Origin of the sequence: Formosa sp. L2A11 (assembly GCF_009796865.1) — a bacterium.
In the GTDB taxonomy this organism is placed as follows: domain Bacteria; phylum Bacteroidota; class Bacteroidia; order Flavobacteriales; family Flavobacteriaceae; genus Formosa.
On record NZ_CP047028.1, the window covers coordinates 782,911 to 807,672 of the forward strand.

The 24,762-nt window shown below is 31.7% G+C and carries 24 protein-coding genes; 11 read left to right on the plus strand and 13 right to left on the minus strand.

From position 1 onward, the window contains the following. Positions 1 to 35 precede the first annotated feature (35 nt). Positions 36 to 830, minus strand: a complete 795-nt coding sequence (locus GQR95_RS03515; RefSeq protein WP_159021846.1) for a DUF2797 domain-containing protein — start codon at positions 828 to 830, stop codon at positions 36 to 38. Positions 831 to 870: 40 nt separating this feature from the next. Here GQR95_RS03515 and GQR95_RS03520 point away from each other — a divergent pair, with 40 nt between their 5' ends. Then, entirely contained in the window at positions 871 to 2,406 is a 1,536-nt protein-coding gene (locus GQR95_RS03520) for a GH3 auxin-responsive promoter family protein (RefSeq protein ID WP_159021847.1), read from the plus strand. Positions 2,407 to 2,610: 204 nt separating this feature from the next. On the opposite strand, the gene clpX is transcribed toward GQR95_RS03520, so the two are convergent. The 6 genes from clpX to GQR95_RS03550 all read right to left on the minus strand — a co-directional run bounded on the left by clpX (position 2,611) and on the right by GQR95_RS03550 (position 8,047). After that, complete coding sequence (gene clpX, locus GQR95_RS03525; protein WP_159021848.1) at positions 2,611 to 3,843, minus strand: ATP-dependent Clp protease ATP-binding subunit ClpX; 1,233 nt, start codon at positions 3,841 to 3,843, stop codon at positions 2,611 to 2,613. A gap of 62 nt (positions 3,844 to 3,905) precedes the next feature. Next, positions 3,906 to 4,580 carry an ATP-dependent Clp endopeptidase proteolytic subunit ClpP gene (gene clpP, locus GQR95_RS03530; protein WP_159021849.1) on the minus strand — a complete coding sequence of 225 codons (675 nt, stop codon included), beginning with the start codon at positions 4,578 to 4,580 and terminating at the stop codon, positions 3,906 to 3,908. Between the two features lie 95 nt (positions 4,581 to 4,675). Next, a complete protein-coding gene (tig, locus tag GQR95_RS03535; RefSeq protein ID WP_159021850.1) occupies positions 4,676 to 6,004 on the minus strand; it encodes a trigger factor in 1,329 nt (442 codons plus the stop codon). 162 nt (positions 6,005 to 6,166) lie between these two features. Beyond that, complete coding sequence (locus GQR95_RS03540; RefSeq protein WP_159021851.1) at positions 6,167 to 6,514, minus strand: phage holin family protein; 348 nt, start codon at positions 6,512 to 6,514, stop codon at positions 6,167 to 6,169. A gap of 33 nt (positions 6,515 to 6,547) precedes the next feature. Next, positions 6,548 to 7,312, minus strand: a complete 765-nt coding sequence (locus GQR95_RS03545; RefSeq protein WP_159021852.1) for an alpha/beta fold hydrolase — start codon at positions 7,310 to 7,312, stop codon at positions 6,548 to 6,550. A gap of 21 nt (positions 7,313 to 7,333) precedes the next feature. Beyond that, positions 7,334 to 8,047: a pyridoxine 5'-phosphate synthase gene (locus GQR95_RS03550; protein WP_159021853.1), complete on the minus strand. Its 714-nt coding sequence runs from the start codon at positions 8,045 to 8,047 to the stop codon at positions 7,334 to 7,336. A gap of 91 nt (positions 8,048 to 8,138) precedes the next feature. Here GQR95_RS03550 and GQR95_RS03555 point away from each other — a divergent pair, with 91 nt between their 5' ends. From GQR95_RS03555 to murI, 8 genes are all read left to right on the plus strand, one after another. Further along, entirely contained in the window at positions 8,139 to 8,798 is a 660-nt protein-coding gene (locus GQR95_RS03555) for a CBS domain-containing protein (RefSeq protein WP_159021854.1), read from the plus strand. Between the two features lie 2 nt (positions 8,799 to 8,800). After that, positions 8,801 to 9,685, plus strand: coding sequence for an NAD kinase (locus GQR95_RS03560; RefSeq protein ID WP_159021855.1), 885 nt, complete (start codon positions 8,801 to 8,803; stop codon positions 9,683 to 9,685). 100 nt (positions 9,686 to 9,785) lie between these two features. Then, positions 9,786 to 10,415 carry a DUF6089 family protein gene (locus GQR95_RS03565; RefSeq protein WP_159021856.1) on the plus strand — a complete coding sequence of 210 codons (630 nt, stop codon included), beginning with the start codon at positions 9,786 to 9,788 and terminating at the stop codon, positions 10,413 to 10,415. 59 nt (positions 10,416 to 10,474) lie between these two features. Beyond that, positions 10,475 to 11,158 (plus strand): isoprenyl transferase, encoded by a 684-nt coding sequence (locus GQR95_RS03570; protein ID WP_233266035.1) that lies wholly within the window; start codon positions 10,475 to 10,477, stop codon positions 11,156 to 11,158. Beyond that, positions 11,091 to 13,760 carry an outer membrane protein assembly factor gene (locus GQR95_RS03575; protein WP_159021857.1) on the plus strand — a complete coding sequence of 890 codons (2,670 nt, stop codon included), beginning with the start codon at positions 11,091 to 11,093 and terminating at the stop codon, positions 13,758 to 13,760. Before GQR95_RS03570 ends, GQR95_RS03575 begins: the two co-directional genes overlap by 68 nt. A 169-nt stretch (positions 13,761 to 13,929) precedes the next feature. Next, a complete protein-coding gene (locus GQR95_RS03580) occupies positions 13,930 to 15,105 on the plus strand; it encodes an OmpH family outer membrane protein (protein ID WP_159021859.1) in 1,176 nt (391 codons plus the stop codon). Positions 15,106 to 15,141: 36 nt separating this feature from the next. Further along, entirely contained in the window at positions 15,142 to 15,651 is a 510-nt protein-coding gene (locus GQR95_RS03585; RefSeq protein WP_159021861.1) for an OmpH family outer membrane protein, read from the plus strand. A gap of 66 nt (positions 15,652 to 15,717) precedes the next feature. Beyond that, on the plus strand, positions 15,718 to 16,497 hold the full coding sequence (murI, locus tag GQR95_RS03590) for a glutamate racemase (RefSeq protein WP_159021862.1): 780 nt from the start codon (positions 15,718 to 15,720) through the stop codon (positions 16,495 to 16,497). Positions 16,498 to 16,499: 2 nt separating this feature from the next. Here murI and GQR95_RS03595 read toward each other — a convergent pair whose 3' ends face one another. Together GQR95_RS03595 and GQR95_RS03600 are read right to left on the minus strand one after the other, a co-directional pair. Continuing rightward, a complete protein-coding gene (locus GQR95_RS03595; protein ID WP_159024221.1) occupies positions 16,500 to 17,018 on the minus strand; it encodes a gamma carbonic anhydrase family protein in 519 nt (172 codons plus the stop codon). 17 nt (positions 17,019 to 17,035) lie between these two features. Further along, entirely contained in the window at positions 17,036 to 18,043 is a 1,008-nt protein-coding gene (locus GQR95_RS03600) for a type IX secretion system membrane protein PorP/SprF (RefSeq protein ID WP_159021863.1), read from the minus strand. A gap of 296 nt (positions 18,044 to 18,339) precedes the next feature. Between GQR95_RS03600 and GQR95_RS03605 the strand changes: the two genes are divergently transcribed. Further along, positions 18,340 to 19,242, plus strand: a complete 903-nt coding sequence (locus GQR95_RS03605; RefSeq protein WP_159021864.1) for a NifU family protein — start codon at positions 18,340 to 18,342, stop codon at positions 19,240 to 19,242. A gap of 163 nt (positions 19,243 to 19,405) precedes the next feature. Continuing rightward, positions 19,406 to 20,221 carry a mechanosensitive ion channel family protein gene (locus GQR95_RS03610; protein WP_159021865.1) on the plus strand — a complete coding sequence of 272 codons (816 nt, stop codon included), beginning with the start codon at positions 19,406 to 19,408 and terminating at the stop codon, positions 20,219 to 20,221. Here GQR95_RS03610 and tsaB read toward each other — a convergent pair whose 3' ends face one another. The 4 genes from tsaB to GQR95_RS03630 are packed head-to-tail and all read right to left on the minus strand — an operon-like array spanning position 20,222 to position 24,760. Then, entirely contained in the window at positions 20,222 to 20,896 is a 675-nt protein-coding gene (gene tsaB, locus GQR95_RS03615) for a tRNA (adenosine(37)-N6)-threonylcarbamoyltransferase complex dimerization subunit type 1 TsaB (RefSeq protein WP_159021866.1), read from the minus strand. 20 nt (positions 20,897 to 20,916) lie between these two features. Continuing rightward, on the minus strand, positions 20,917 to 22,194 hold the full coding sequence (locus GQR95_RS03620) for an efflux RND transporter periplasmic adaptor subunit (protein WP_159021867.1): 1,278 nt from the start codon (positions 22,192 to 22,194) through the stop codon (positions 20,917 to 20,919). Positions 22,195 to 22,197: 3 nt separating this feature from the next. Further along, positions 22,198 to 23,550, minus strand: coding sequence for a TolC family protein (locus tag GQR95_RS03625; protein ID WP_159021868.1), 1,353 nt, complete (start codon positions 23,548 to 23,550; stop codon positions 22,198 to 22,200). Between the two features lie 52 nt (positions 23,551 to 23,602). Then, complete coding sequence (locus GQR95_RS03630; protein ID WP_159021869.1) at positions 23,603 to 24,760, minus strand: efflux RND transporter periplasmic adaptor subunit; 1,158 nt, start codon at positions 24,758 to 24,760, stop codon at positions 23,603 to 23,605. Between the last annotated feature and the right edge of the window lie 2 nt (positions 24,761 to 24,762).

Consider the following 24,762-nt stretch of genomic DNA (forward strand, 5'->3'; position numbering starts at 1 on the left):
CGCTCTAGATTCGTTTCTAAAGCGTGTTTTTTGTTTTAGTCTATTGCAATAGAGACATACATCCCTTCATTACTACGTATATTAAAAACAGTATCATCTTCAAAAATTAAATACTGTCCTTTTATTCCTTTTAATACACCTGTATAATGTTGCATTTTTTCAATATTTAAAGATTTTGGTTTAACAGGATATTGAAGTACAGGAAATTCTATTTCGGTCTCCTTATTATCCGCTATAAAATAAGGTTTTGCTTCTTCAGGAATATACCCTTTTAACTTATCTCGCCACGCTACTAAATTCTCATCTGCAATTTCATTTTTAAGCATCGTTCGCCAATTGGTTTTATCAGACACAAATGCTTTTAAAGCAACTTCTGTAATTCCTGCCAAATACCTATTAGGCACCTCAACAATTTCTATAGCTTCATGGGCACCTTGATCTATCCAACGTGTTGGCACTTGTCCTTTTCTAGTCACTCCTACTTTTACAGTACCTGTATTTGCTAAATACACTATATGTTGTTGTAATTGTACCTTCTTTTCGAATGCTAAATCACGATCTTCAATATCTAAATGCGCGGTACTTAATTCTGGCTTCATAATCCAATCTGCAGCCTGCGGCACTTCAAAAAAGCAACTTTTACAAAAACCTTGTCTGTATATCTTTTTATCTAATCCACAGTTTAGACATTGATATTTTATGAAATTAATATTTAAAGTTTTATTTAGCAATTGATTCATATTTAAAAAGTCTGAATCGAAAACTAGATAATATTGAATAGGTTTTGCATATTCGGTTTCCATTTTTGTTAGAACACCCTCGTAAGTCATAAAAAAAGTATTATTTTTAGTTCTTAAAGATAATGTAAATATGCCAATTACTATAGTAAACTCAATAGCCTCTTGGTTCCTGAAAAAACGATTTCATCAAATCGATTTATTTCTAAAATACCCCAACGAAGTACAACAAGAGTTACTTTTAAATCTAATTCAGACCGCTAAAGACACTAAAATTGGTAAACAGCATGAATTTAGTACTATAAAAAACTATCGCACTTTTGCAGAGCGTGTTCCTGTGTCTACTTATGAAGATTATCAGGATTTAATTCAGCGTTCTCGTACAGGAGAAGATAATATATTTTGGCCATCACATATAAAATGGTTTGCAAAATCTAGCGGAACCACAAATGCAAAAAGTAAATTTATTCCTGTGAGTACAGAGTCTTTAGAAGATTGCCATTATGCAGCAGGAAAAGACATGCTTTGTATGTACTTAAATAATAATGAAAACTCACAACTCTTTACTGGTAAAGGATTAAGACTAGGAGGAAGCAAAAAACTTTACAAAGAAAACGGCACCGTTTATGGGGATTTATCAGCTATTTTAATTGAAAACATGCCTTTTTGGGCTGAATTTAGTAGCACGCCGAGTAATAAAATTTCATTAATGAGCGATTGGGAGACCAAGATGCAAGCTATTGTAGACGAAACAATAATGGAAAACGTAACGAGTCTTGCGGGAGTTCCTTCTTGGATGCTAGTATTACTTAATAATGTTTTAGAAACGACAGGAAAAGGGAACTTATATGATGTTTGGCCAAATCTTGAGGTGTATTTTCATGGTGGAGTAAGTTTTACGCCATACGCAGATCAATACAAGAAAATATTACCTAATAACAACTTTAAGTATTACGAAACATATAATGCTTCTGAAGGATTCTTTGCCATACAAGACCATAACGATACCAAAGAACTTTTACTAATGCTAGATTACGGTATTTTTTACGAGTTTATCCCTATGGAAACGTACAACACTATTAATCAGATAATAATTCCATTAAGCGAGGTTGAACTAAAAAAGAACTATGCTATAGTTATTACCACTAATGCAGGACTTTGGCGTTATAAAATTGGAGATACCGTTAGGTTTACATCTATTTCTCCTTATAGAATAAAAGTATCTGGACGTACAAAACACCATATAAATGTATTTGGAGAAGAACTAATTATAGAAAACGTTGAAGATGCTTTAAGAAAGGTTTGCAAACGAACCAAGTCTGAAATTGTAGATTATACCGGAGCACCCATTTTTATGAAAGATAAAGAAAAAGGAGCCCACGAATGGATTATAGAATTTAAAAAGAAACCAGAAGATTTAAATTACTTTATTGAATTGTTTGACAATGCTTTAAAGGCTTTAAATTCTGATTATGAAGCAAAACGTTACAATAACCTTACACTAAACAGACCAACCATACATATAGGAAAACAAAATTTATTTTACGATTGGCTAAAAATGCACAATAAATTAGGAGGGCAACATAAAATTCCTAGATTATCAAATTCAAGGGAATATATTGACGAATTACTCATTATAAATGCAAAACAATCGTTTGAACAGCTATAAATAGTCACTTCATCGGCAAATTACGTACATATGTCTAAAACTTAGACATATACTTTTTTAATACTCTTATTCAGTATACATTTGCCATGCTATTAATCGAAACCTGTTTAATTACAGTATGTTGCAAGTCATTTTACTGCAACCAAAATAAAAAAAAACCACTTCGTAGAGTGGTTTTTTTATTTATAATAAAATCTTAATTATTTAAGATACTGCCTTCAACTTTTTAATCGTTGTTTTATTCAATTTATTCTCGGCATATACTTTAGTAACCTTCAATTCTTTTTCGTCTGTACCAGGAAGCTCAAACATAGCATCTGTTAAAACTTCTTCGCATAACGAACGCAATCCACGTGCACCTAATTTATATTCTACAGCTTTTTCAACTATAAAATCTAACGCACCATCTGTAATATGAAATGTAATATCGTCCATCTCGAACAATTTCTCATATTGCTTAATAATTGCATTTTTAGGCTCTGTAAGAATCGCTCTTAAGGTTTTAGCATCTAACGGATCCATGTAAGTTAATACTGGTAAACGCCCGATAATCTCAGGAATTAATCCAAAATCTTTTAAATCTTTTGGAATAATATATTGCAACAAATGATTACGATCTATCACGTCATCAGATTTTGAAGCACTATACCCAACGGCTTGCATATTTAAACGTTTAGAGATATTACGTTCAATACCATCAAACGCACCACCTGCGATAAACAAGATGTTTTCAGTATTTACTTCAATAAACTTTTGGTCTGGATGCTTACGTCCTCCTTTTGGCGGAACGTTTACAGTAGTTCCTTCTAAAAGTTTTAATAACGCTTGTTGTACACCTTCTCCAGAAACATCTCTTGTAATTGAAGGGTTATCACTTTTGCGTGCGATTTTATCAATCTCATCTATAAAAACAATTCCTTTTTCAGCTTTCTCAAGACTATAATCTGCAGCTTGTAACAAACGCGTTAAGATACTTTCTACATCTTCACCAACATAACCAGCTTCTGTTAATACCGTAGCATCTACAATAGCTAAAGGCACATTTAACATTTTTGCAATGGTTTTAGCCATTAATGTTTTTCCTGTACCTGTTTGTCCTACCATCATGATATTACTTTTCTGAATCTCGATATCATCCTTAGATGGAGATTGCAACAAACGCTTATAATGATTATAGACAGCAACAGACATTACTTTTTTAGTCATATCCTGACCAATAATGTACTCGTCTAAAAATTCTTTAATTTGAAGTGGTTTACGCAACATTAACTCGGCAGATAATTCACTATTATCTGATTGCTTAGATTCCTCTAAAACAATACCGTGTGCTTGTTCGATACAACGATCGCAAATATGCGCATCTAAACCTGCTATTAATAAACTAGTCTCAGGTTTCTTTCTTCCACAAAACGAACATTCTAATTCTTCCTTTGCCATAAATCTTTTTAAATTTCACTTTTAAACAGTAGCAAATTGCTATTGTTTTTTTTTGATTTGTATTAGCTTCTCACTAATATTTCATCAATCATACCGTAATCTTTAGCTTTATCAGCTTTCATCCAGTAATCACGATCACTATCAGCATATACTTTGTCGTAATCTTGACCTGAATGCTTACTAATAATCTTATATAATTCTTCTTTCAATATTAAAATTTCGCGAGCAGTAATTTCAATATCACTAGCTTGCCCTTGAGCACCACCTAAAGGTTGGTGAATCATAACACGAGAGTGCGTTAAACCACTACGTTTTCCTTTAGCACCTGCACATAATAATACAGCGCCCATAGATGCAGCCATTCCTGTACAAATTGTAGCAACATCTGGCTTAATAAATTGCATAGTATCGTAAATACCTAGACCTGCATATACACTTCCTCCTGGAGAGTTAATGTAAATTTGAATGTCTTTATTAGCATCTGTACTTTCTAAAAACAACAATTGTGCCTGAATAATGTTAGCCACTTGGTCGTTAATTCCTGTACCCATAAAGATGATACGATCCATCATTAAACGCGAAAACACATCCATTGCCACAGCATTCATCTGGCGTTCTTCGATAATGTTTGGGGTTAAATTTGTAGGGTACATACTGTCCATGATTTGGTTGTAGTACGTACTGCTTATCCCTTGATCTTTTATAGCGAATTTTTCGAATTCTTTTCCGTAATTCATAAATGTTATTTTTGATTAAATAATGAATAAAATAGGCGTTGAATAAAACATATTCAACGCCTAAATATAATGATTATTCTTTTAAAACAGTTGACTTATTTGTCTCCGTAAACTTCTTTAACAAAGTTTTCGTAAGTCACTTCTTTTACTTTTAAATTTGCTTTCTCTTTATACACATCTAATAGTCTTTGACTAATGATTTGTTCAGAGATACGACGTGCTTCATCTTGGTTTCCTAATACACGAGCAGCGATTCCGTCTAATTCTTCATCTGAAGGATTCATTTGACCAAATTGAGCCATTTGAGCTTTAATCATGGTTTTAGCATGACCTTTAATATCATCCATAGTAATTTGGATGTCATTAGCTGTAATTAATTTACCTTCGATTAATTGGTAACGCATGCTTTTTTCAGACTTTTCAAACTCTTCTTTAGCTGCTGCATCATCAAGAGGTGTTTCACCAGCTGCTTGAATCCATTTTTGTAAAAATTCTGATGGTAAATCAAATTTAGTATTGTCTACTAAATATTCAGTAACGTCGTTTAAAAGTTTTTGATCTGCTTGTTGCACGAATTGCTTTTCAGCATCTTCTTTAATCTTATCTCTTAATTCTGTTACAGATTTTACTGTTCCTTCTCCGAATAATTTATCGAATAATTCTTGATCTAAATCTGCAGCTTCACGTTTGTTTACTTCAGAGATAGTAAAAGTTAATTCAATATCTAAACCATGAACTTCTTCGTGAGATATTTTTAATGCATGCATTAAATCGTGATCATCTTCGTAAAGTCCTTTAGATTTAAGTGTAATTACATCACCAACTTTAGCACCAACAAATTTCTTTGCGTTTGCTTTTCCTTTAAGTTTGTCTAAAGTTAAAGTTACTGTGTTTTCTATTTCTTTTTCTTCGTTTTTAAAAGCTCCAGTAATTTCACTGTCTTCTTCTACAACGTCTTGAGGAATTAATTTTCCGTATTGTTTTTGAATGTTCTCAATTTGTTCGTCGATCATTTTATCGTCTGCAACAATGTTATATTGAGTGATTGAATCTTTACCTTTTAATTCAACATCGAACTCAGGAGTTAAACCTAATTCAAATTCAAAAGAAAATGCTTCAGCATCCCAATCGATACCGTCTTGAGCTTTAGGAAGTGGCTGACCTAAAACATCTAATTTTTCTTCAGTTAAATATTTATTTAAAGCGTCTTGTAATAATTTATTTACTTCATCAACTAAAACGGCCTTACCATACTGTTTTTTTACCATCCCCATTGGTACATGTCCTTTTCTAAATCCAGGAATGTTTGCTGTTTTTCTGTAATCTGTTAAGATTTTCTCTACTTTATCGCTATAATCTTCTTTTGCGATATCAACTTTTACTACAGCATTTAATGCATCGATGTTCTCTCTTGTAATATTCATTTTAAATGATATAAAACCCAGCTTGGGCATTTAACATAAGTTTCTGTCCTAATTTCTTAGCGTAAAAGCACAGATTCTCCTTGATTTTTCTAATTAAAAACGGGCTGCAAAAATAAAACATTTTTACAACCCTACAAAGTTTTTAACGTCTTGTATTTCAGACTATTTTTTATCTTCTCCTACAATACCATATATTATTGATTGCAGTATGGTTAACAAAATACTAAACAACATCCCTGACCAAATAGAATTTACATGAAAACCTCCTATTAAATAACTGGCTAATAAGATAATCATTCCATTGACTACCAATAAGAATAATCCGAATGTTACAATAGTAATTGGAAAGGTTAAAATAGTTAAAATTGGTTTTACTAAAATGTTTAGTACTGCTAAAACTAGTGCTACAGAAATGGCTGTAAATATATCGTCTACATATATTCCTGACAAAAACCAACCTAGAAACATAACGATTAAGGCTGTTAAAATAAATTTAATAATTTGATTCATAAATCTATATGTTTTAATTTTTCTATAACTAAGTTACGAAATAAATAGCATCACCTCGCTGTAAAAATCTTCTGGATTTTCTGCATGCAACCAGTGTCCTGCATCTTTTATAGTAACAATTTTAGCTGTTGGAAAATGTCTTTTTATAACACCTTCGTCTTGCATTGAGATATATTCAGATTTATCGCCTCTAAGAAATAACGTATCGCCATCAAACTCTGCATGTACAGGCAAGGCCTCTCCTACTTCGGCTACGTTTTCTGTTAGTGATTTTAAATTTATACGTAATCCTAATTGTCCTTTTTCTACCCAGTATAAATTCTTTAATAAAAACTGACGTGTTCCTAAATCTGTTACGTATTGGGATAACGCTTTATCTGCAGCACCTCTTGTTTTAATTTCAGAAAAATCTAAAGTTCCTAATCCGTTTAAAATGGCATCGTGATGCACAGGATAAAAACGAGGAGAAATATCTGCGACAATTAATTTAGAAACATATTCTGGGTATTTAGTTGCAAATAACATGGCCGTTTTTCCACCCATAGAATGCCCTAAAAGCACAATACGCTTTAAGTTATTAGCATCGCAATAGTTTTTTAAATCTTCAACTAAAAGCTCGTAACTAAAATCGTCTGTATGAAAACTTCTTCCGTGGTTACGTTGGTCTACAAGATGCACTTGATAGTTTTGTTCACTAAAACGAACACCTAGTGTTTTCCAGTTATCACTCATACCTAAAAAGCCATGAAGAATAACAAACGGCGCACCTTCGCCTAATACGTTAGCATGTAATTGCATTACTTATTGTTTTTAAAAATCCTACTTCAGTTTATTCAAATACATATTTACCACATTTTCAATCCCTAAATACAAGCTTTCTGAAATTAAAGCATGACCAATTGAAACTTCCATTAATCCAGGAATATTATCTTTAAAAAACTTAATATTATCTAAAGATAAATCGTGTCCTGCATTTATACCTAAACCTAAACTATTTGCCAACACGGCACACTCTGTATAAGGTATAATGCTGTCTGAATTTCCTAAACCAAATTGATAAGCAAATGCTTCTGTATACAACTCTATACGATCTGTACCTATAACTTTTGCACCTTCAATTTGTTTTAAATCTGGATCTACAAAAATAGATGTACGTATATTGTTTCGTTTACATTCTTCGACAATATCGACTAAAAAATCTTTATGCTTAATAGTATCCCAACCCGCATTAGACGTTATGGCATCGTCTCCGTCCGGAACCAATGTAACTTGGGTAGGCTTTATTTTTAAAACCATATCCATAAATTTCTTTATAGGATTACCTTCTATATTATACTCTGTATAAACTTCAGACTTTAAATCGAATGCGTCTTGGTAACGTATATGTCTTTCGTCTGGTCTAGGATGTATGGTTACACCTTCTGCACCAAAACGTTGAACATCTTTAGCAAATTGAACAACATTAGGAAAATCGCCACCGCGAGAATTTCTTAGTGTTGCTATTTTATTAATATTTACACTTAACTTTGTCATAAATCCATTTTTGATATCACAAAAATACAAAGTAGAAGAGGCTTATTGTACTATTTTTTAATTAATTTGCGCATTAGTAAATGAGGATAAAATGAATATTTCCCAATATATTATAAACGACATAAAACCGTTAAGCACAAGCGACAAGATTAGCGACATGCAGCTACTGTTTAATCAGCTTACTTACACACACATACCCGTACTAAACAAAGAAAACACTTACATAGGTTGCCTTTCTGAAACCGACGTATATTGCTTTGAAGGTGAGAAAAAAATTGCAGACCATAGCTATGCGGCCGAAGGCTTTTTTGTAAGAGATGATGCTAATTGGTTAGATGCTCTAGAAGTTTTTGCACAAAACTCGACAAATATTATGCCTGTTTTAGATGCGAATAATAGATATTTAGGCTATTATGAGCTTAATGATATTATTACTTTATTTCACCAAACACCTTTTTTTGCTGAAGACGGAGGCACTTTAGTGGTAGAAAAAGGAATAGACGATTTTTCTTTTAGTGAAATATCTCAGATAGTAGAATCTAACAACGGAAAATTATTAGGCGCATTTATTTCTAAAATGGAAAACGAATTGGCCCAATTAACTTTAAAAATAGGAAACTCTAGTTTAAACGATATTATACAAACTTTTAGACGTTACGATTACAGTATTATATCTGGACATGAAGATGATAGTTATATTGAAAGTCTAAAAGAACGATCTGATTATTTAAACAAATACCTAAACATGTAATTATGAAAATCGCCATTTTTGGACAATTTTATCATAAAAACTCCGATGTCCCTGTAGAAACACTACTAAGACATCTTTTAAAAAAGAATGCTGAAATTTTTATTGAACGTAATTTTTTTGACTTAATTCACAATGAAATTAAAGACGATGAAAAATATAATGTATTCAATACATTCGATGTTTTAGATAAGACTTACGATTTATTAATTAGTATTGGAGGAGACGGTACCATATTAAGAGCCGTAACTTATGTAAAAGATTTAAATATTCCTATTGTAGGTATAAATGCAGGTAGATTAGGTTTTCTTGCAACTATTCCTAAAGAATATATAGAAAAAGCGATAGACGATATTTTAAATGGAAACTATAAAATTTCTGAACGTAGCTTACTTGCCATAACAACATCTACAGAAAACAAAGACATTTCTAAAATGAATTTCGCTTTAAACGAAATTGCAGTTAGCAGAAAAGATACCACGTCTATGATTACAGTAGAAACTTATTTAAACGACGAATATTTAACATCGTATTGGAGCGACGGGTTAATAATTGCTACTCCAACAGGATCTACAGGGTATTCCTTAAGTTGTGGTGGTCCGGTTATAACGCCAGATACAAATAGTTTAGCACTAACACCAATTGCACCTCACAACTTAAACGCAAGACCTTTAGTTATAACAGACTCTACAGAAATAAAACTAAAAGTTAGCGGACGAGAAAACACATATTTAGTTTCTTTAGACTCTAGAATTGCAACTATAAATAACGAAACAATCTTAACGATAAAAAAAGCAGATTTTAAAATTAAAATGATAGAACTTTTAGATGAAAGCTTTTTAAACACCCTAAGAAAAAAATTATTATGGGGAGAAGACAAGCGCAATTAAACAATAATTTTGCAAGATTTAAGTTTTTAACTAATACAAATTAATTCAATTTGTTAAGAGCTAATCTTATTTGCTATATTTGCAAACTTTAAAAAACCCTATGAAGTATACACTTGTACTTATTATAAGTCTTTTTTCTCTACAATCTAGTTATTCCCAAATACATGAATTTGGGCTGTTTTTAGGTGGAAGTAATTTAATAGGCGATGTAGGAGAACCTAATTTTATAAATCCAAATCAGTTCGCTATTGGAGGAATCTATAAATGGAACAAAAGTTCTAGGCATTCATGGCGCGTTTCTGGAATATTAACGGAACTTCAAACATCTAAAAATCAAGATACAAAAACAGTTGGAGAGATCTCTGCAGGATTAGAATTCAATTTTTTCGAATTTGACTTACACGATTCTGGACCGCAAAGCACACCGTATTTTTACTCAGGATTAAGCGCTTTACGATACAATAACACTTATACTACTGGAGTTGAAAAAATATCAGAAACAAAAACAGCTTTAGGAATTCCCTTAACATTAGGGTACAAATTTAGACTTAGTTACTCGTTTAACATAGGTACAGAAGTAGGAGCACGATATACATTTTCAGACAATTTAGATGGTAGTGATAATCCTGACATGAGTTTTGGAAATTTAAACAATAACGACTGGTATGTATTTACAGGATTAACACTAACTTACACTTTTGGAAGAAATCCTTGTTATTGCACTAATTAAAATAGATTTTGAAAGAAAACATAAATACAGATAGATTACCCAAACACATTGCTATTATTATGGATGGTAATGGGCGTTGGGCTAAACAAAAAGGATTTATTCGAGCCATTGGCCACGAAAACGGGACGAAGTCTGTAAGAGAAACTGTAGAAACCTGTGCAGAATTAGGCATAGAAAACCTAACGTTATATGCTTTTTCTACAGAAAACTGGAATCGCCCGAAACTAGAAGTAGACACACTTATGAAGCTATTAGTGAGCTCTTTAAAAAAAGAGATTAAAACGCTTCAAGACAATAATATTAAACTAAATGCAATAGGAAACTTAAACTCTTTACCTAAAAAAGTATTTAAAGAACTACATGAAGTTATTGCTAAAACAGAAAATAATACAAGGATGACTCTAACACTTGCTTTAAGTTATGGGTCTAGAGAAGAATTAATTTCTGCTGTAAAAGAAATAAGTAATAAAGTTAAAAATAATATAATTTCTTTAGAAAATATTGATGAATCAGTTATAAATAAGCATCTTTACACGCAAAATTTACCTGATGTAGACTTACTTATCCGTACTAGTGGAGAGCAACGTATAAGTAATTTTTTACTTTGGCAAATCGCCTATGCCGAATTATATTTCACAGATATACTTTGGCCAGACTTTACAAAGCAACATTTATATGATGCTATTACTGATTATCAAAAAAGAGAACGCCGTTTTGGAAAAACAAGTGAACAACTTAGCTAATTCATTATCATTGAAAACATACTTACCATTCATTTTTATTTTATTTTTTGCATTAAACACATCAACTGTTAATGCTCAGGCCGGTGCCAATGGAAAAAAATATACCATTGCAGAAATTACTGTGTCTGGAAACTCTAGTTTTAGTGAACAAACTATTGTAACCTATTCTGGCCTTAGAAAAGGGTCTCAAATTTCAATTCCTGGAGAAGAAATTAGTGAATCTATAAAAAAACTATGGAAATCTGGATTATTTAGCGATATAGAAATTTACATTAAGGATGTACATGACGATGTAGCTAGCCTAGAAATACACTTATTTGATCTACCTGAATTAAAGAATTTAAGAATAGATGGAATTAAAAAAGGGAAAAAAGAAGATATTATAAAAGACAATAACCTTAATGAAGGCGTAAAGGTTACTGAAAACTTAATAACAACTACAAAAAATTATTTAGAGTCTAAATATCAAAAAGACGGTTATTACAACTCTAAAGTAATTATAAGAGTTTACCCAATAGACGATTCAATAGCGAAGCCACGTGTAAACATGCTAGTTTCTATTGATAAAGGAGAAAAGGTAAAAGTAAAAGACATCAATTTTGAAGGTAATACTGTTTTAGCAGATAAGAAACTTCTTGCTAGTATGAAAAATACTAAAGAGAAAATGCTTGCACGTGTTTGGAAACGTTCAAAATTTATTGAGGCAGATTACAAAACAGATTTAGTTAGCATCATAGACACTTATAAAGAAAATGGATACAGAGATGCACGTATTATTTCTGACAGTGTTTTTGTAAACAATGACAAAACAATTTCTATTAATATAAATCTTGAAGAAGGAACAAAATACACCTTTGGAGAAATTAATTTTATAGGGAATACAGTATATACAGACGAGTATTTAAATGCTATTTTAAGAGTTCGTAAAGGAAATACATACAATGGTATTTTATTAGAAAAAGGAATTGCAGACGATAGCAGACCTGACGGAAACGATATTACCAACTTATACCAAAACAACGGGTATTTATTCTCTACCATTAACGCAGTAGAAACAAATGCTGATGGAAATGTAATAGACATGGAAATTAGAGTATCCGAAGGAAAACCAGTTCACTTTAATGAAGTAACAGTTGTTGGTAACGAAAAAACAAATGACCACGTTATTTATCGTGAAATTCGTACAAGACCGGGAGAATTATACAGTAAAGAAAATGTTGTAAGAACGGTTCGTGAATTAAGTCAGTTAGGATTTTTCGATGCAGAACAAATCACTCCAAATTTTAACAATCCAAATCCAAACGAAGGAACTATCGATATGGAATATGATGTTGTTGAAACTGGATCTAGCCAAATCGAACTACAAGGTGGTTACGGTGGTGGTGGTTTCATTGGTACATTAGGACTTTCATTTAATAACTTCTCTTTAAAAAATATTTTTAATAAAGAAGCTTATAAACCATTACCAATGGGAGACGGACAAAAATTATCGTTACGTTTACAAGCCAGTCAATTTTATAGAACATATAGCTTCTCCTTCTCAGAACCTTGGATGGGTGGAGTAAAACCAGTACAATTTTCTACTTCTCTTTCTTACTCTAATCAATTTTTATACGATTCTAGTACAGGTGAAGCTGACAAAGACAGACGATTTGATATTATTGGTGTTACAGTAGGTTTAGCAAAACGTTTATCTGTACCAGACGACTTTTTTACATTATCACAATCTGTTAGTTTACAACATTACAACCTTAAAAACTATAGTACTGGGTTATTTACATTCTCAGACGGTTACTCAAACAGTTTATCTTACACCATAGGATTAACAAGAAACAACACATGGAACGACCCTGTATTCCCTCTAGGAGGTTCTAACTTTAGTGTAAGTGCAAAACTATCTTTACCATACTCTTTAATTAACGGTGTAGATTATGAAGAGTTAGCTGAAGAACGTGAAGACGCAGAAGATATTTATAACGATTCAGACCAATCTTCAGTTGCAAGAAGCGATGCTTACGACTTAATGGGAGAAATTGATCAAGAACGTTTTAACTGGTTAGAATTTTACAAGATTAAATTTAATGGTGAATGGTATTCAAACATTATCGGGAAATTGGTATTAAAACAAAGCGTTGAATTTGGATATTTAGGTGCATATAACCAAGATAGAGGTGTTATACCTTTCGAACGTTTCTACTTAGGAGGAGATGGTTTAGGAAGTTATAGTTTAGATGGTAGAGAAGCTGTAGCATTACGTGGATATGCAAATCAATCTATACAACCATTAGACACAAATGGTAACACAACAGAAGATGGAGCGTCTATTTATAATAAATTCTCTTTAGAGTTACGTTACCCAATTACATTAAAAGCATCTGCAAAAATATATGCTCTTACGTTTTTAGAAGGAGGTGCAGCATTTAATGCATTTAAAGATTATAACCCATTCCAATTAAAAAGATCTGCCGGTGTAGGTTTACGTGTATTTATGCCAGCATTTGGTTTATTAGGTATTGATTTTGGTTATGGATTCGATCCAACTCCAGGAGAAACTTCTCCAAACGGTTGGGAAACTCACTTTATCATTGGACAACAATTTTAATTTGGCATGATATTTTCTATAGATAGATTAAGGATTTACTTCTTGTTTAAAAGCTATAAGATTAAAATTTGTTAATTTTGAAAACTTTAAATCAGGAGGTGACAGAATAATTTAATTCATCTGTCGTTTGTAAAGTTTAGCAGTTAATAATTTTATTAAGATGAAACAGATGAAAATAAACGTTCTTTTTTTAATGACTGTAGTTGGTTTACTAGGTGGTCTTACAGCACAAGCACAACGTGGCGTAAGAATTGGTTATATTGATACAGAATATATCTTAGAACACATTCCTGAATATCAAGATGCCTCTTCTCAATTAAACGATAAAGTATTACGTTGGAAGGCAGATATCGATTTAAAATTAAACGATATTGCTCAAAAACGAAAAGACTTAAGCAATGAAAAAGCACTGTTAACAACAGAGCTTTATGAAGAACGTAAAGAAGACATTGATTATGAAGAAAAAGAAATTCTAGATCAGCAACAAAAACGTTTTGGCCCTAAAGGAGATTTAATGGTTCAAAGAACTCAATTAATTCAACCAATACAAGATCAAATATTTTCGGCTGTACAAGATATCGCTGCATCAAAACAATATGATTTTATATTCGATAAATCTGAAGATTTAGTTATGCTATATTCGGCAGAACGTTATGATATTAGCGAACTTGTTTTAAGAAGTATAAATAGAACATCTAAAAGACAACAAGCACAAACTAAAGCACAACGTAAAGCTGCCTCAGAAGAAGACATAGTTCCAGATTACAATCCAGAACTAGAAGCTAGAGAAAAAGCTCAAGCAGATAGATTAGAAGAACGTACACAACAAGAAGAGCAACGCAGAAAAGAAATTTTAGAAGCTAGAGCCGCAAGTAAACAAGAAGCTATAGAAAGAAGAAAGAAACTTCTTGAAGATCGGGAAACAGCTAGACAAGAAAAATTAGATGCACGAAATAAAGTTTCTGAAAATTCAGAAAATAATGATACATTAGCGACCTCTGAGGAAACTAGCGAAGAAAAAACCACAGAAGACAGTAATGCATCGGCACCTACTGAATATGATATAGAAGCAATCTCTGAATCTGAAACCGAGGAAGAGACAGAAACGAAATCAGAACCAAAAACTAAAGAAGAGATTCTTGAAGCACGTAAACAACAAAAAATTATAGATCGCGAAGCAAGAGAATTAGAATTAGAGGCGAGAAAAAAACGTATTCTTGAAGAACGTGAAAAGGCTAAATTAGAACGAGAAGCTAAAGAAAACGGAGAAACACAAAAAATCGAAGAAACTGAAGAGAACAGTGACGTTCTAGAAAACAGTGATAATAATAACAAAGAAGAGTAATTAACACAAATTATAACACAAATTAATACTTTAAAAATGAAACAATTTAAAACACTTTTAATAGCAACAGCTTTATTTATTGGCGCATCATCTTTTGTACAAGCACAAAGTAAAGTTGCTCATATTAATACTCAAGAATTAGTTTCTTCTATGCCAGAAATGAAAACTGCTCAAGCGCAAATGGAGAAATTAGGAAAAACGTATGAGACTGATATTAAAAACATGGCTTCAGAACTTGACACTAAAGTAAAGCAATATGACGCTGAGTCTGCTACAAAAACTCAAGAAGAAAATGCTAAGCGTGTTCAAGAAGTACAAACAATGGAACAAAACATTCGTCAGTACCAACAACAAGCTCAAAAAGACATGCAACAAAAAGAAGTAGATTTATTAAAACCTATTACTGAAAAAGCAAAAGCTGCAATCTTAAAAGTAGCAAGAGCAGAAGGTTTTGATTATGTACTAGATGCTTCTCAAGGTGGTGGAGTAATCATGGCAGATGGTAAAAACTTATTAGCAGACGTAAAAAAAGAATTAGGTTTCTAATTTAATAACGTTAACAATATTCTAAAAGCTGCTTTTTTTAAAGTGGCTTTTTTTATTTTTGATATTATGAGTACACAACCAATTGGTATATTTGATTCTGGTGTTGGAGGCACCTCAATTTATAAAGAAATTGAAGCTTTATTGCCACATGAAAACACCATTTATTTGGCAGATAGTGCCAATGCTCCTTATGGTAATAAATCGCCAGAAGACATTCTTAAATTAAGTATTAAAAACACAGAGTATCTTTTAAACTATAATTGCAAGCTTATTGTAGTTGCGTGCAATACAGCAACCACAAATGCTATTAAAGTGCTTAGAGAAACGTATAATATACCATTTATAGGTATAGAGCCTGCTATTAAACCAGCATCCTTAAACAGTAAAACAAAAGCAATTGGAATTTTAGCCACAAAAGGCACACTAACTAGCAAGCTTTTTCACGATACCACAAATTTATATAAAAACGATGTTCAAGTTATTGAGCAAGAAGGAGAAGGTATTGTACCTTTAATTGAAGCAGGAAAGACCTTAAGTGAAGACATGAAAACTTTACTTAAAATCTATCTAGAACCTATGATAAAGGCCAACATAGACTATTTAGTTTTAGGATGCACCCACTACCCTTACCTCCTACCGTTACTATTAGAGTTACTACCTAAAGAAGTAAAAATTATAGACTCTGGAGAAGCAGTTGCAAGACAAACTAAAACGATCTTAGAAAAACAAAATTTACTGAATACAGAAACACTTTCAGCTAAACATCAGTTTTATTCTAATGGAGATCCAAAAGTTATGAAGACACTTTTAAATGAAGCGTATTCAGTAAATTTCCTAAATTTTTAATATTATTCTTCTTTAAACCAGCTAGAATACTTCACATAATTATCTGCAATTCTATTGATTTCGCCAGAAATTAATTCTTGACTAATATCCTTAACTTTTTTAGCAGGAACTCCGGCGTAAATACTTCCAGATTTAACAATCGTATTTTTAGTTACAACAGCACCTGCTGCAATAATAGAATTACTTTCAATAATACAATCATCCATAACAATACTTCCCATACCAATTAAGACATTATCGTGTATGGTACAGCCATGCACTAAAGCATTATGCCCAATAGATACATTGTTACCAATAGTTGTAGGTGATTTTTGATATGTTGCATGAATAATAGCACCGTCTTGTACATTTACTTTGTTGCCCATTTTAATAAAATGTACATCGCCACGAAGCACTGCATTATACCAAATACTACAATCTTTACCCATACTTACTTCTCCAACAATAGTTGCATTTTCGGCAACAAAACAATCTTCTGGGATCTGTGGAGCGTGTCCATTAACAGCTTTTATAATCATAATCTAAGTTTTAAACAAAGTTAATTATTGGCAGGCAATCGACCATCATATTTTGGTCTTCTTATATTAAAATTATAACCTAAAGAAAACTGATGAAAACCACCATTGTTAAACACAACAGAGTTAGCCTGATAATTATAAGCATAAGAGAATACAAATTGATGGATAGACACACCAAAAATTGGTGTAATGTATTGTAGCTTTTGCTTACTTTCTCCTGAACCATCTAAATATTGTGTACCATCTAGACTTACTCTATAAGACAAACCAAAATACATATTAGACTTTTCAAAATCTTTATACATTTTAAAATTAAAATCTAAAATAGTCTCTTTGGTTCCTTCTTTATACTGAATCATTACAGAAGGTTCTATATCGGTATCAATACGTTTTGTATGAAACACACTTCCAACAGAAAATAAGTAACGTCTTAAATTATTTGTAACTTCAATATCATTATTAATCCCATCGTTTTTTAAGATGTTTTTAATTGTTGCATGTATATAGGTACTAATAAACTGATAAGACATACCTAAATCCATATTAAAATTAGTAGAACTTTGTTTAATACCAGATATAATCGGGTCGAAACCGGCACTTAAAAACTCAGACTCATCTAAATTATATTGAATAAAACCAGCACTTAAACCAAAAGATAACATATTTAAATCGATTGGATTTCTTGAAAACATCAAGTGGTGTGCATAAGTTAAATATGCTCCTTTCTGGGAATGGTAACCATTTTTATCTGAATACAAAATTCCTCCAATTGCAGATGGAGAATACTCATTTACTCGGCCATTAATACTTGCGGTCATTAAACTAGGCGCATCATCCTGCCCCAACCATTGTTGTCTTGCTGTTAACCGTATTTTTGAAGAAACTGTAGATACACCAGCCATAGAAGGGTGTATCAGATAATTATTATCAGTTAAATAATCTGTATAAATTGGTAAGCCTTCCTGGGCATTACATAAGGGAGTAATCAATAAAAAAAAGATAACTAACCTATAAATCCTAAAATTCATGTAAAAAATTCGTTTGCTATTAGTATTAAATTGGAGGGGGTTATTTTTGGGGATAAAGATAAATATTGTTTCAAATATATAAATTAAGCGGTTAATCTGCACTAATACCCGATGTAAAACGTTAAAAATAAATTAAACAGAAAATAAAATGCTATAATTAGAATGTATTTTAACATGAGAACACTTAAAATGATATATCATTAAAATAGAACCATCTATTTAACATGCATAATTTAAGACTTATAAACCTATAACTGAAATTTAGTTTTATTATTTTTGTGGAAATTATTTTTTAAATGAAGACATTTAGTGTTTCTGTACAAGAAACTACCAATCCAGCAATTATAAAATTTGAATTAAATCAATTCATAACCAAATATCAAAGTTTCGAGTTTAACAATATAGATGAGGCTAAAAACTCTCCATTAGCACAACAATTATTCTATTTACCCTTTGTAAAAAAAGTGTATATATCTGCTAATTTTATAGCTGTAGAGCGCTTTAATATCGTAGAATGGAAAGATGTGCAAAACGAAGTTGCGCAACAAATTGCAGACTATTTAAATAAAGATGGTGTTGTTGTATTAGATGATAGTGCTCCAAAGAAAACCGCTGTTACTGTATATGCAGAAAGCACACCCAATCCTGGAGTGCAAAAATTTGTTGCGAATAAAAAACTAGTTGCTGCATTATTTGAATTTACCTCTATAGATGAAGCTAAACTATCTCCTTTAGCTTCAGAATTATTTCACTTCCCATTTGTAAAAAGCGTATTTATAGACGAAAATTATGTGTCTATTACAAAATACGACGTTGCAGAATGGCAAGATATTACTTTAGAATTACGTGAATTTATTCGTGAATTTATAGAACAAGGTAAAGATGTTGTATTACCAGAAGCACCAGAAGTTATGGAAAAAACAACACCACAAGTAGATAAATCTTTCGATAATTTAGACGATATCTCTAAAGAAATTATAAATATTTTAGAAGAATACATAAAACCTGCTGTAGCTAGCGACGGAGGAAACATTCAATTTCAGTCGTATGACAGTGATACAAAAACAGTAAAAGTAATATTACAAGGTGCCTGTAGTGGTTGCCCGTCATCTACATTTACTTTAAAGAATGGTATAGAAAATATGCTAAAAGAAATGTTAAAAGACAAAGTAGAAATTGTTGAGGCTGTTAACGGATAAACTCATTCACAGAGACTTACAATCTAATTTAAATAAGAAAAAACGCACAGTATTAACTAATACTGTGCGTTTTTTCTTATTTAATAATTCTTTATCATCAAAAAAACATTATTATAAATACGTTTTTTTAGATTTGTATCATAAAAATTAATTATTATAAAATATGGATTTAGAAAACATTGACACAGGAAAGTGGCTTGAATTAGGATTAGATTACGGAGTAAAAATAATTGGAGCAATATTAATTTGGATTATTGGTTCTTGGATCATTAAGAAATTACTTAAAGCTTCTGGTAAACTAATGGATAAAGCGGGTTATGAAAAAAGTTTACAAAGTTTTTTAACAAACCTTATTGGTTGGGTGCTAAAAATACTATTAATCATTACACTTTTAGGAACATTAGGTGTACCAACAACATCATTTGCTGCAATTATTGCTGCTGCAGGTTTAGCTATTGGTTTAGCTTTACAAGGTTCTTTAGGGAATTTTGCTGGAGGAGTATTAATTATGATTTTTAAACCGTTTAAGGTTGGTGAATTAATTGAAGCTCAAGGAGAAATAGGTGTAGTAAAAGAAATTGAAATTTTCACAACTAAATTAACTGGCTTATCTAATAAAGAAATCATTATTCCTAATGGTACGTTATCTAACGGAAACATTGTAAACTATAGTACAGAAGGTACTCGTAGAGTAGATTTAGTATTCGGAGTAAGCTATGATTCTGACATTAAGCAAACAAAAGATGTTTTAATGAACGTATTAACATCTCATCCTAAAGTAATACAAACTCCAGCTCCTACTGTAAACGTTATGGAATTAGCAGATAGTTCTGTAAACTTTGCTGTAAGACCTTGGTGTAAAGTTGAAGATTATTGGACAGTATTTTTTGATGTTACTGAAAACACTAAAATAGCACTTGATGCAGCTGGAATCGAAATTCCTTTTCCACATCAAGTTGAAATTCATAAACAAGCTTAATTATTTAGATTTAGGCTTTAAAGCCACAAAATCTTTTAAATAATAAGGTTCAAAATAGGCGACATCTTCGATGTCGCTTTTTTTGTACTTCATATCTGCTAAAAACCCCATCTCTCTAGCAGATGGTAATTTATCGTCAATAAATACAGCATTAGGGTGTGTAATAATTGTCTTTGTTTTTTCTACTCCATTACCTACAAAATACACCTTACCTTCCTCTAAATACTTTTCAAAAGAATGTGCCTCTAAAATTTCGGCTTGCACCTCTCTTATTTCCTTATAATCTGCAGAATAAATTGCAGAATACACTTCCATTCGTCTTGCATCTAACATCGATACAATTACGCCACCTGTAGCTTTAACTTGATGTGCCAAAGCTTCTAAAGTAGATACCGAAATTAATGGCTTCTCTAAAGCATAGCAAAGCCCTTTAACGGCAGATACTCCAATTCTTAAACCCGTATAAGATCCTGGCCCTTTACTAATGGCTATAGCATCTAATTGAGAGGTTTCAATATTATTTTCTTCTAATAATGCTTTAATATAAACGTGAAGTCTTTCTGCATGAGAATAGCCTTTATCGTTATCTTCTTTTAAAGCAAAAGTCTCACCATCTTTAGATAGTGAGACCGAACAGTTTGTTGTCGCTGTTTCTACATTTAATAGTAATGCCACGGTATATGTTTACTTATTAATTATTCTTCTGTTTTTTCTTCTTCTTCTTCAGATTTAGAACCAACTTTATCTCCACTCTTAAGTGTTTTGGTTACCATATTGTAAGGCCCTGTAATAACTTGGTCGCCTTCTTCTAATCCTGAAAGAATTTCAATATTAGAATTATCTTGAATTCCGGTCTTAACAACACGAAGTTTAGCTAATTCTCCATCTTTTACAAAAACACATTCAAATTTTTCTGTTAAATTTGTTTCCTTTGGTGTTGTACTCTTAGACGTTGTTGTATCGTTTTTAATTACAATTGCACTAATTGGCACTCCAATAATACCTTTACGTTGTTTTGTAATAATATCTACAGTAGCCGTCATTCCTGGACGGAAAGGTGAATACGATTTTGGTTTACCTTCTATTAAATCTTTATAAGACTCTTCTAAAATTCTAACTTTTACTTTAAAGTTAGTGACTTGGTCTGAAGTTAAAGCTTCATCTGCAGAGTTTGCAATCTCGGTTACAATCCCTTTAAATTCTTTCTTTAAATACGCATCTACCTCTACAATTGTAGAATCTCCAATGTTTACTTTAACAATATCATTTTCATTAACATCGACTTCAACTTCCATGTTATTTAAATTTGCAACACGCATAATCTCGGTTCCAGCCATTTGCTGTGTTCCAACAACACGTTCTCCTAATTCTGCGTCTAATTTAGAAATAGTTCCGCTCATAGGTGCAAAAATAGTCGTTCTATTTAAATTATCGTTAGCTTCATTTACAGTTGCTCCTGCACTTTGCATATTATAATATGCAGACGATTTAGAGGCTTCGGCAACTTCGTAAGTAGAAATAGCTTTATCCCAATCTGCTTTTGAGATAATCCCTTTGTCAAATAAGGTTTTATTTCTTTGGTAACTCGCTTTTGCTTCTTTTAAAGAGGCCTCAGCTTGATCTAAACCAGATTTAGCATTCTGAAGTGTTGCTTGAGAACGATTTAAACTAGACTGATAAATATCTGGATTTATTTTTACCAATAAATCACCTTTCTTAATCTCTTGCCCTTCACGTACTGGTAAAGCAATAATTTCTCCAGACACTTCACTAGATAGTTTAACCTCTATTTCTGGCTGAATTTTTCCTGTTGCAGAAACGGTTTCAATAATATCTATAGTTGAAATTTCCTGTGTTTCAACTTCTTTAAAATTATTTTGCTTACCAAACCAACCTGCTTTTTTGCCTACGACAAGCAATGCCAGAAGTGCTATAATAATGGAAATAATAAGAATTAACTTTTTCTTCTTCATGGTTTAGTTGTCATTAATTTGGTCGATAGGAATTCCAAAATAGAATTCTAAAACTTTTACTTTAAAAATATATTGATACTTTGTTCTAACCACTTCCGACTGTGCATTCTCGTAAGTAATAGAAGACTGATTAAAATCGAAGGCGTTAGATAACCCTACTGTGTAGCGTTCTTGTGCATATTCAAAAGCTAATTTTCTAGCTTCGGCAGTTTGCATTGCTGCTTCGTAAGATTTTTTAGCATTTTTAGCATCGTTATATGCTTGATATACTTTAGACTCTAAATCTAAATTTGCTTGTTCTAATAAATATTTTGAACGCTCTACATTTACTTGGCTACGTTTTACGTTATTTCGAGTTGTAAACCCATTAAAGATAGGCACACTAAGTTGTAAACCTAAAGAAGTCCCATCAAACGTTGATAACTGATCCATAAATGCCATTTCTTTACCGGTAGTAAAATCTAAATTTGTACTAGACCAATATGTACTGTAACCCATATATGCACTTAAGGTAGGGTAATATAATGTTCTTGAAAGTTCTAAATCTTTTTTTGCCAACTCTAAATTTGTTTCGGCAACCTTAACATCGTAAACTTCTTCTTTAGCTTTTGCTATGATTGTTGAAGCATCTTCTTCGAGAATAGAATCTGGAAACAGTCCATAATCTTCTTCTGCAATATCAAAATTCTTATAATCTTCAATCTGTAATAATTGAGCTAAACCTATTTTTGTGATAAATAAATCATTTTCTGCAGCTATAATTTGTTGAATCTGTGTTGCATCTGTAGCTTTAATTTCTAACAAATCTCCTTGCGGCAATACACCTGCATCTACCAATTCTTTAGTACGCTCTAAATTTTCTTTGGTAATTTGATTCTGTGACTCTAAAACTTTTATTTGTTCTTTATTATATAAAATATCAACAAAAGCATTCGCTACATATATAGAAATATCGTCTCTCATTTTATCTAATTGATATTGAGATGCGATAATATTAATTTTAGCACGTTGTAACGATTTCCAGTTTTGTAATCCTGAAAACAAGTTAACTCCAGTGTTAATTCCTCCACTCGCAGATCTAAACGTTTGATTTTCGAATTGGTTTGTTGTTGGATTAATGTTTGCACCTGTATTTATGCTAAATGATGAATTTGCGCTTAACGTAGGCATAAAATCCATTATAGCCTGCGATTTATCTAAATCCGTCAACTTAGAATCTAATTCAGATTGTTTGATGGATATATTGTTTTCTAATGCATAATCTACGCAGGCTTCAAGCGTCCATAGTTTATCATCTTGTGCGTAAATGGTTATTCCGCTAAAAAGGAAAAGGCCTAAAAGTGTTATTTTTTTCATAATTACATTATCAGTCTAAAAATAGTTAAAAGTGTTACACTCAATGGTTAATTTATTGAGCATATTTTGGAGTTCCTTCTATTTGGTTCCAAACTTTAATTTTATCGTCTTTCGAAATTCCGCTTTTTACTTGTACAAAAATACCATCGCTAATCCCTAACTCCACATCTTTTCTTACAAATTCTTGATCGCTATCTTCAATTTCTACAAATGGTAATTGTGTTTTCTCGTCGTATTGTACTAAAGCCTCTTTTATAGCCAATACATTTTCTGCTTTATCTAAAATAATAGATGCATTAGCACTTAAACCTGCACGTATAAAGATCTCTTCTACTTTATTTAGTGTGCCTTTAATTTCAAATTGAATAGCTCCATTTTCTTCAACACCTTGTGGTGCTATATAATCTAAAACGGCATCAAAAGTCTTGTCCTCTATAGCTCCAATTGTTATTTCTAAAGGTAAACCTTCTTTTATTTTTCCAACTTCACTTTCATCAACTTTTCCTTCAAAAATCATTTTATTTACATCGGCTAAAGTTGCTATAGATGTTCCTTCATTAAAATTATTAGCTTCTATAACTTGGTTTCCAGCTTTAACAGGCACATCTAACACCATTCCAGACACTGTAGATCTTATTAAAGTTTGTGCAATATTACCTAAACCAGAAGTTGTTCCTGTTTTAATAATATCGAAATTTTGTCTTGCAGATGTTACATTAATTTCTGCTTGAGCAACAGCCTGTTTTGTTTGCAAATACGTGTTTTTAATACCTTCAAAATCATTTTCTGAAATGATTCCTTTTTCAAACAACGCCTTTTGTCTTTGGTAATTAGCTTCTTGCGTTTCTAAATTTATTTTTGCCGTTTGTAACGCAGTTTGATTAGTTGCAATACCATTTTTTGCACTCGATAAAGAAGATACATTTGGGATAACTCTAATTTTAGCAATTAAATCGCCTGTCTTTACATATTCTCCAGCTTCAATATAAATAGCTTCAATAACACCTGAAATGTTTGGTTTAATAAGTACTTCTTCCTTAGGGACAATATTACCAGTCGCTACTGTTTTTACAACAATAGTTTGTTCTACCGGCACATCTGTAGTGTAAGTAATAGGATCTTCCTGATTTTTCTTCCATAAATAAAATAGAGATACCCCAAAAATTACAACAATTAGGATTAATACGATTACGGTTGATGATCTTTTCATGT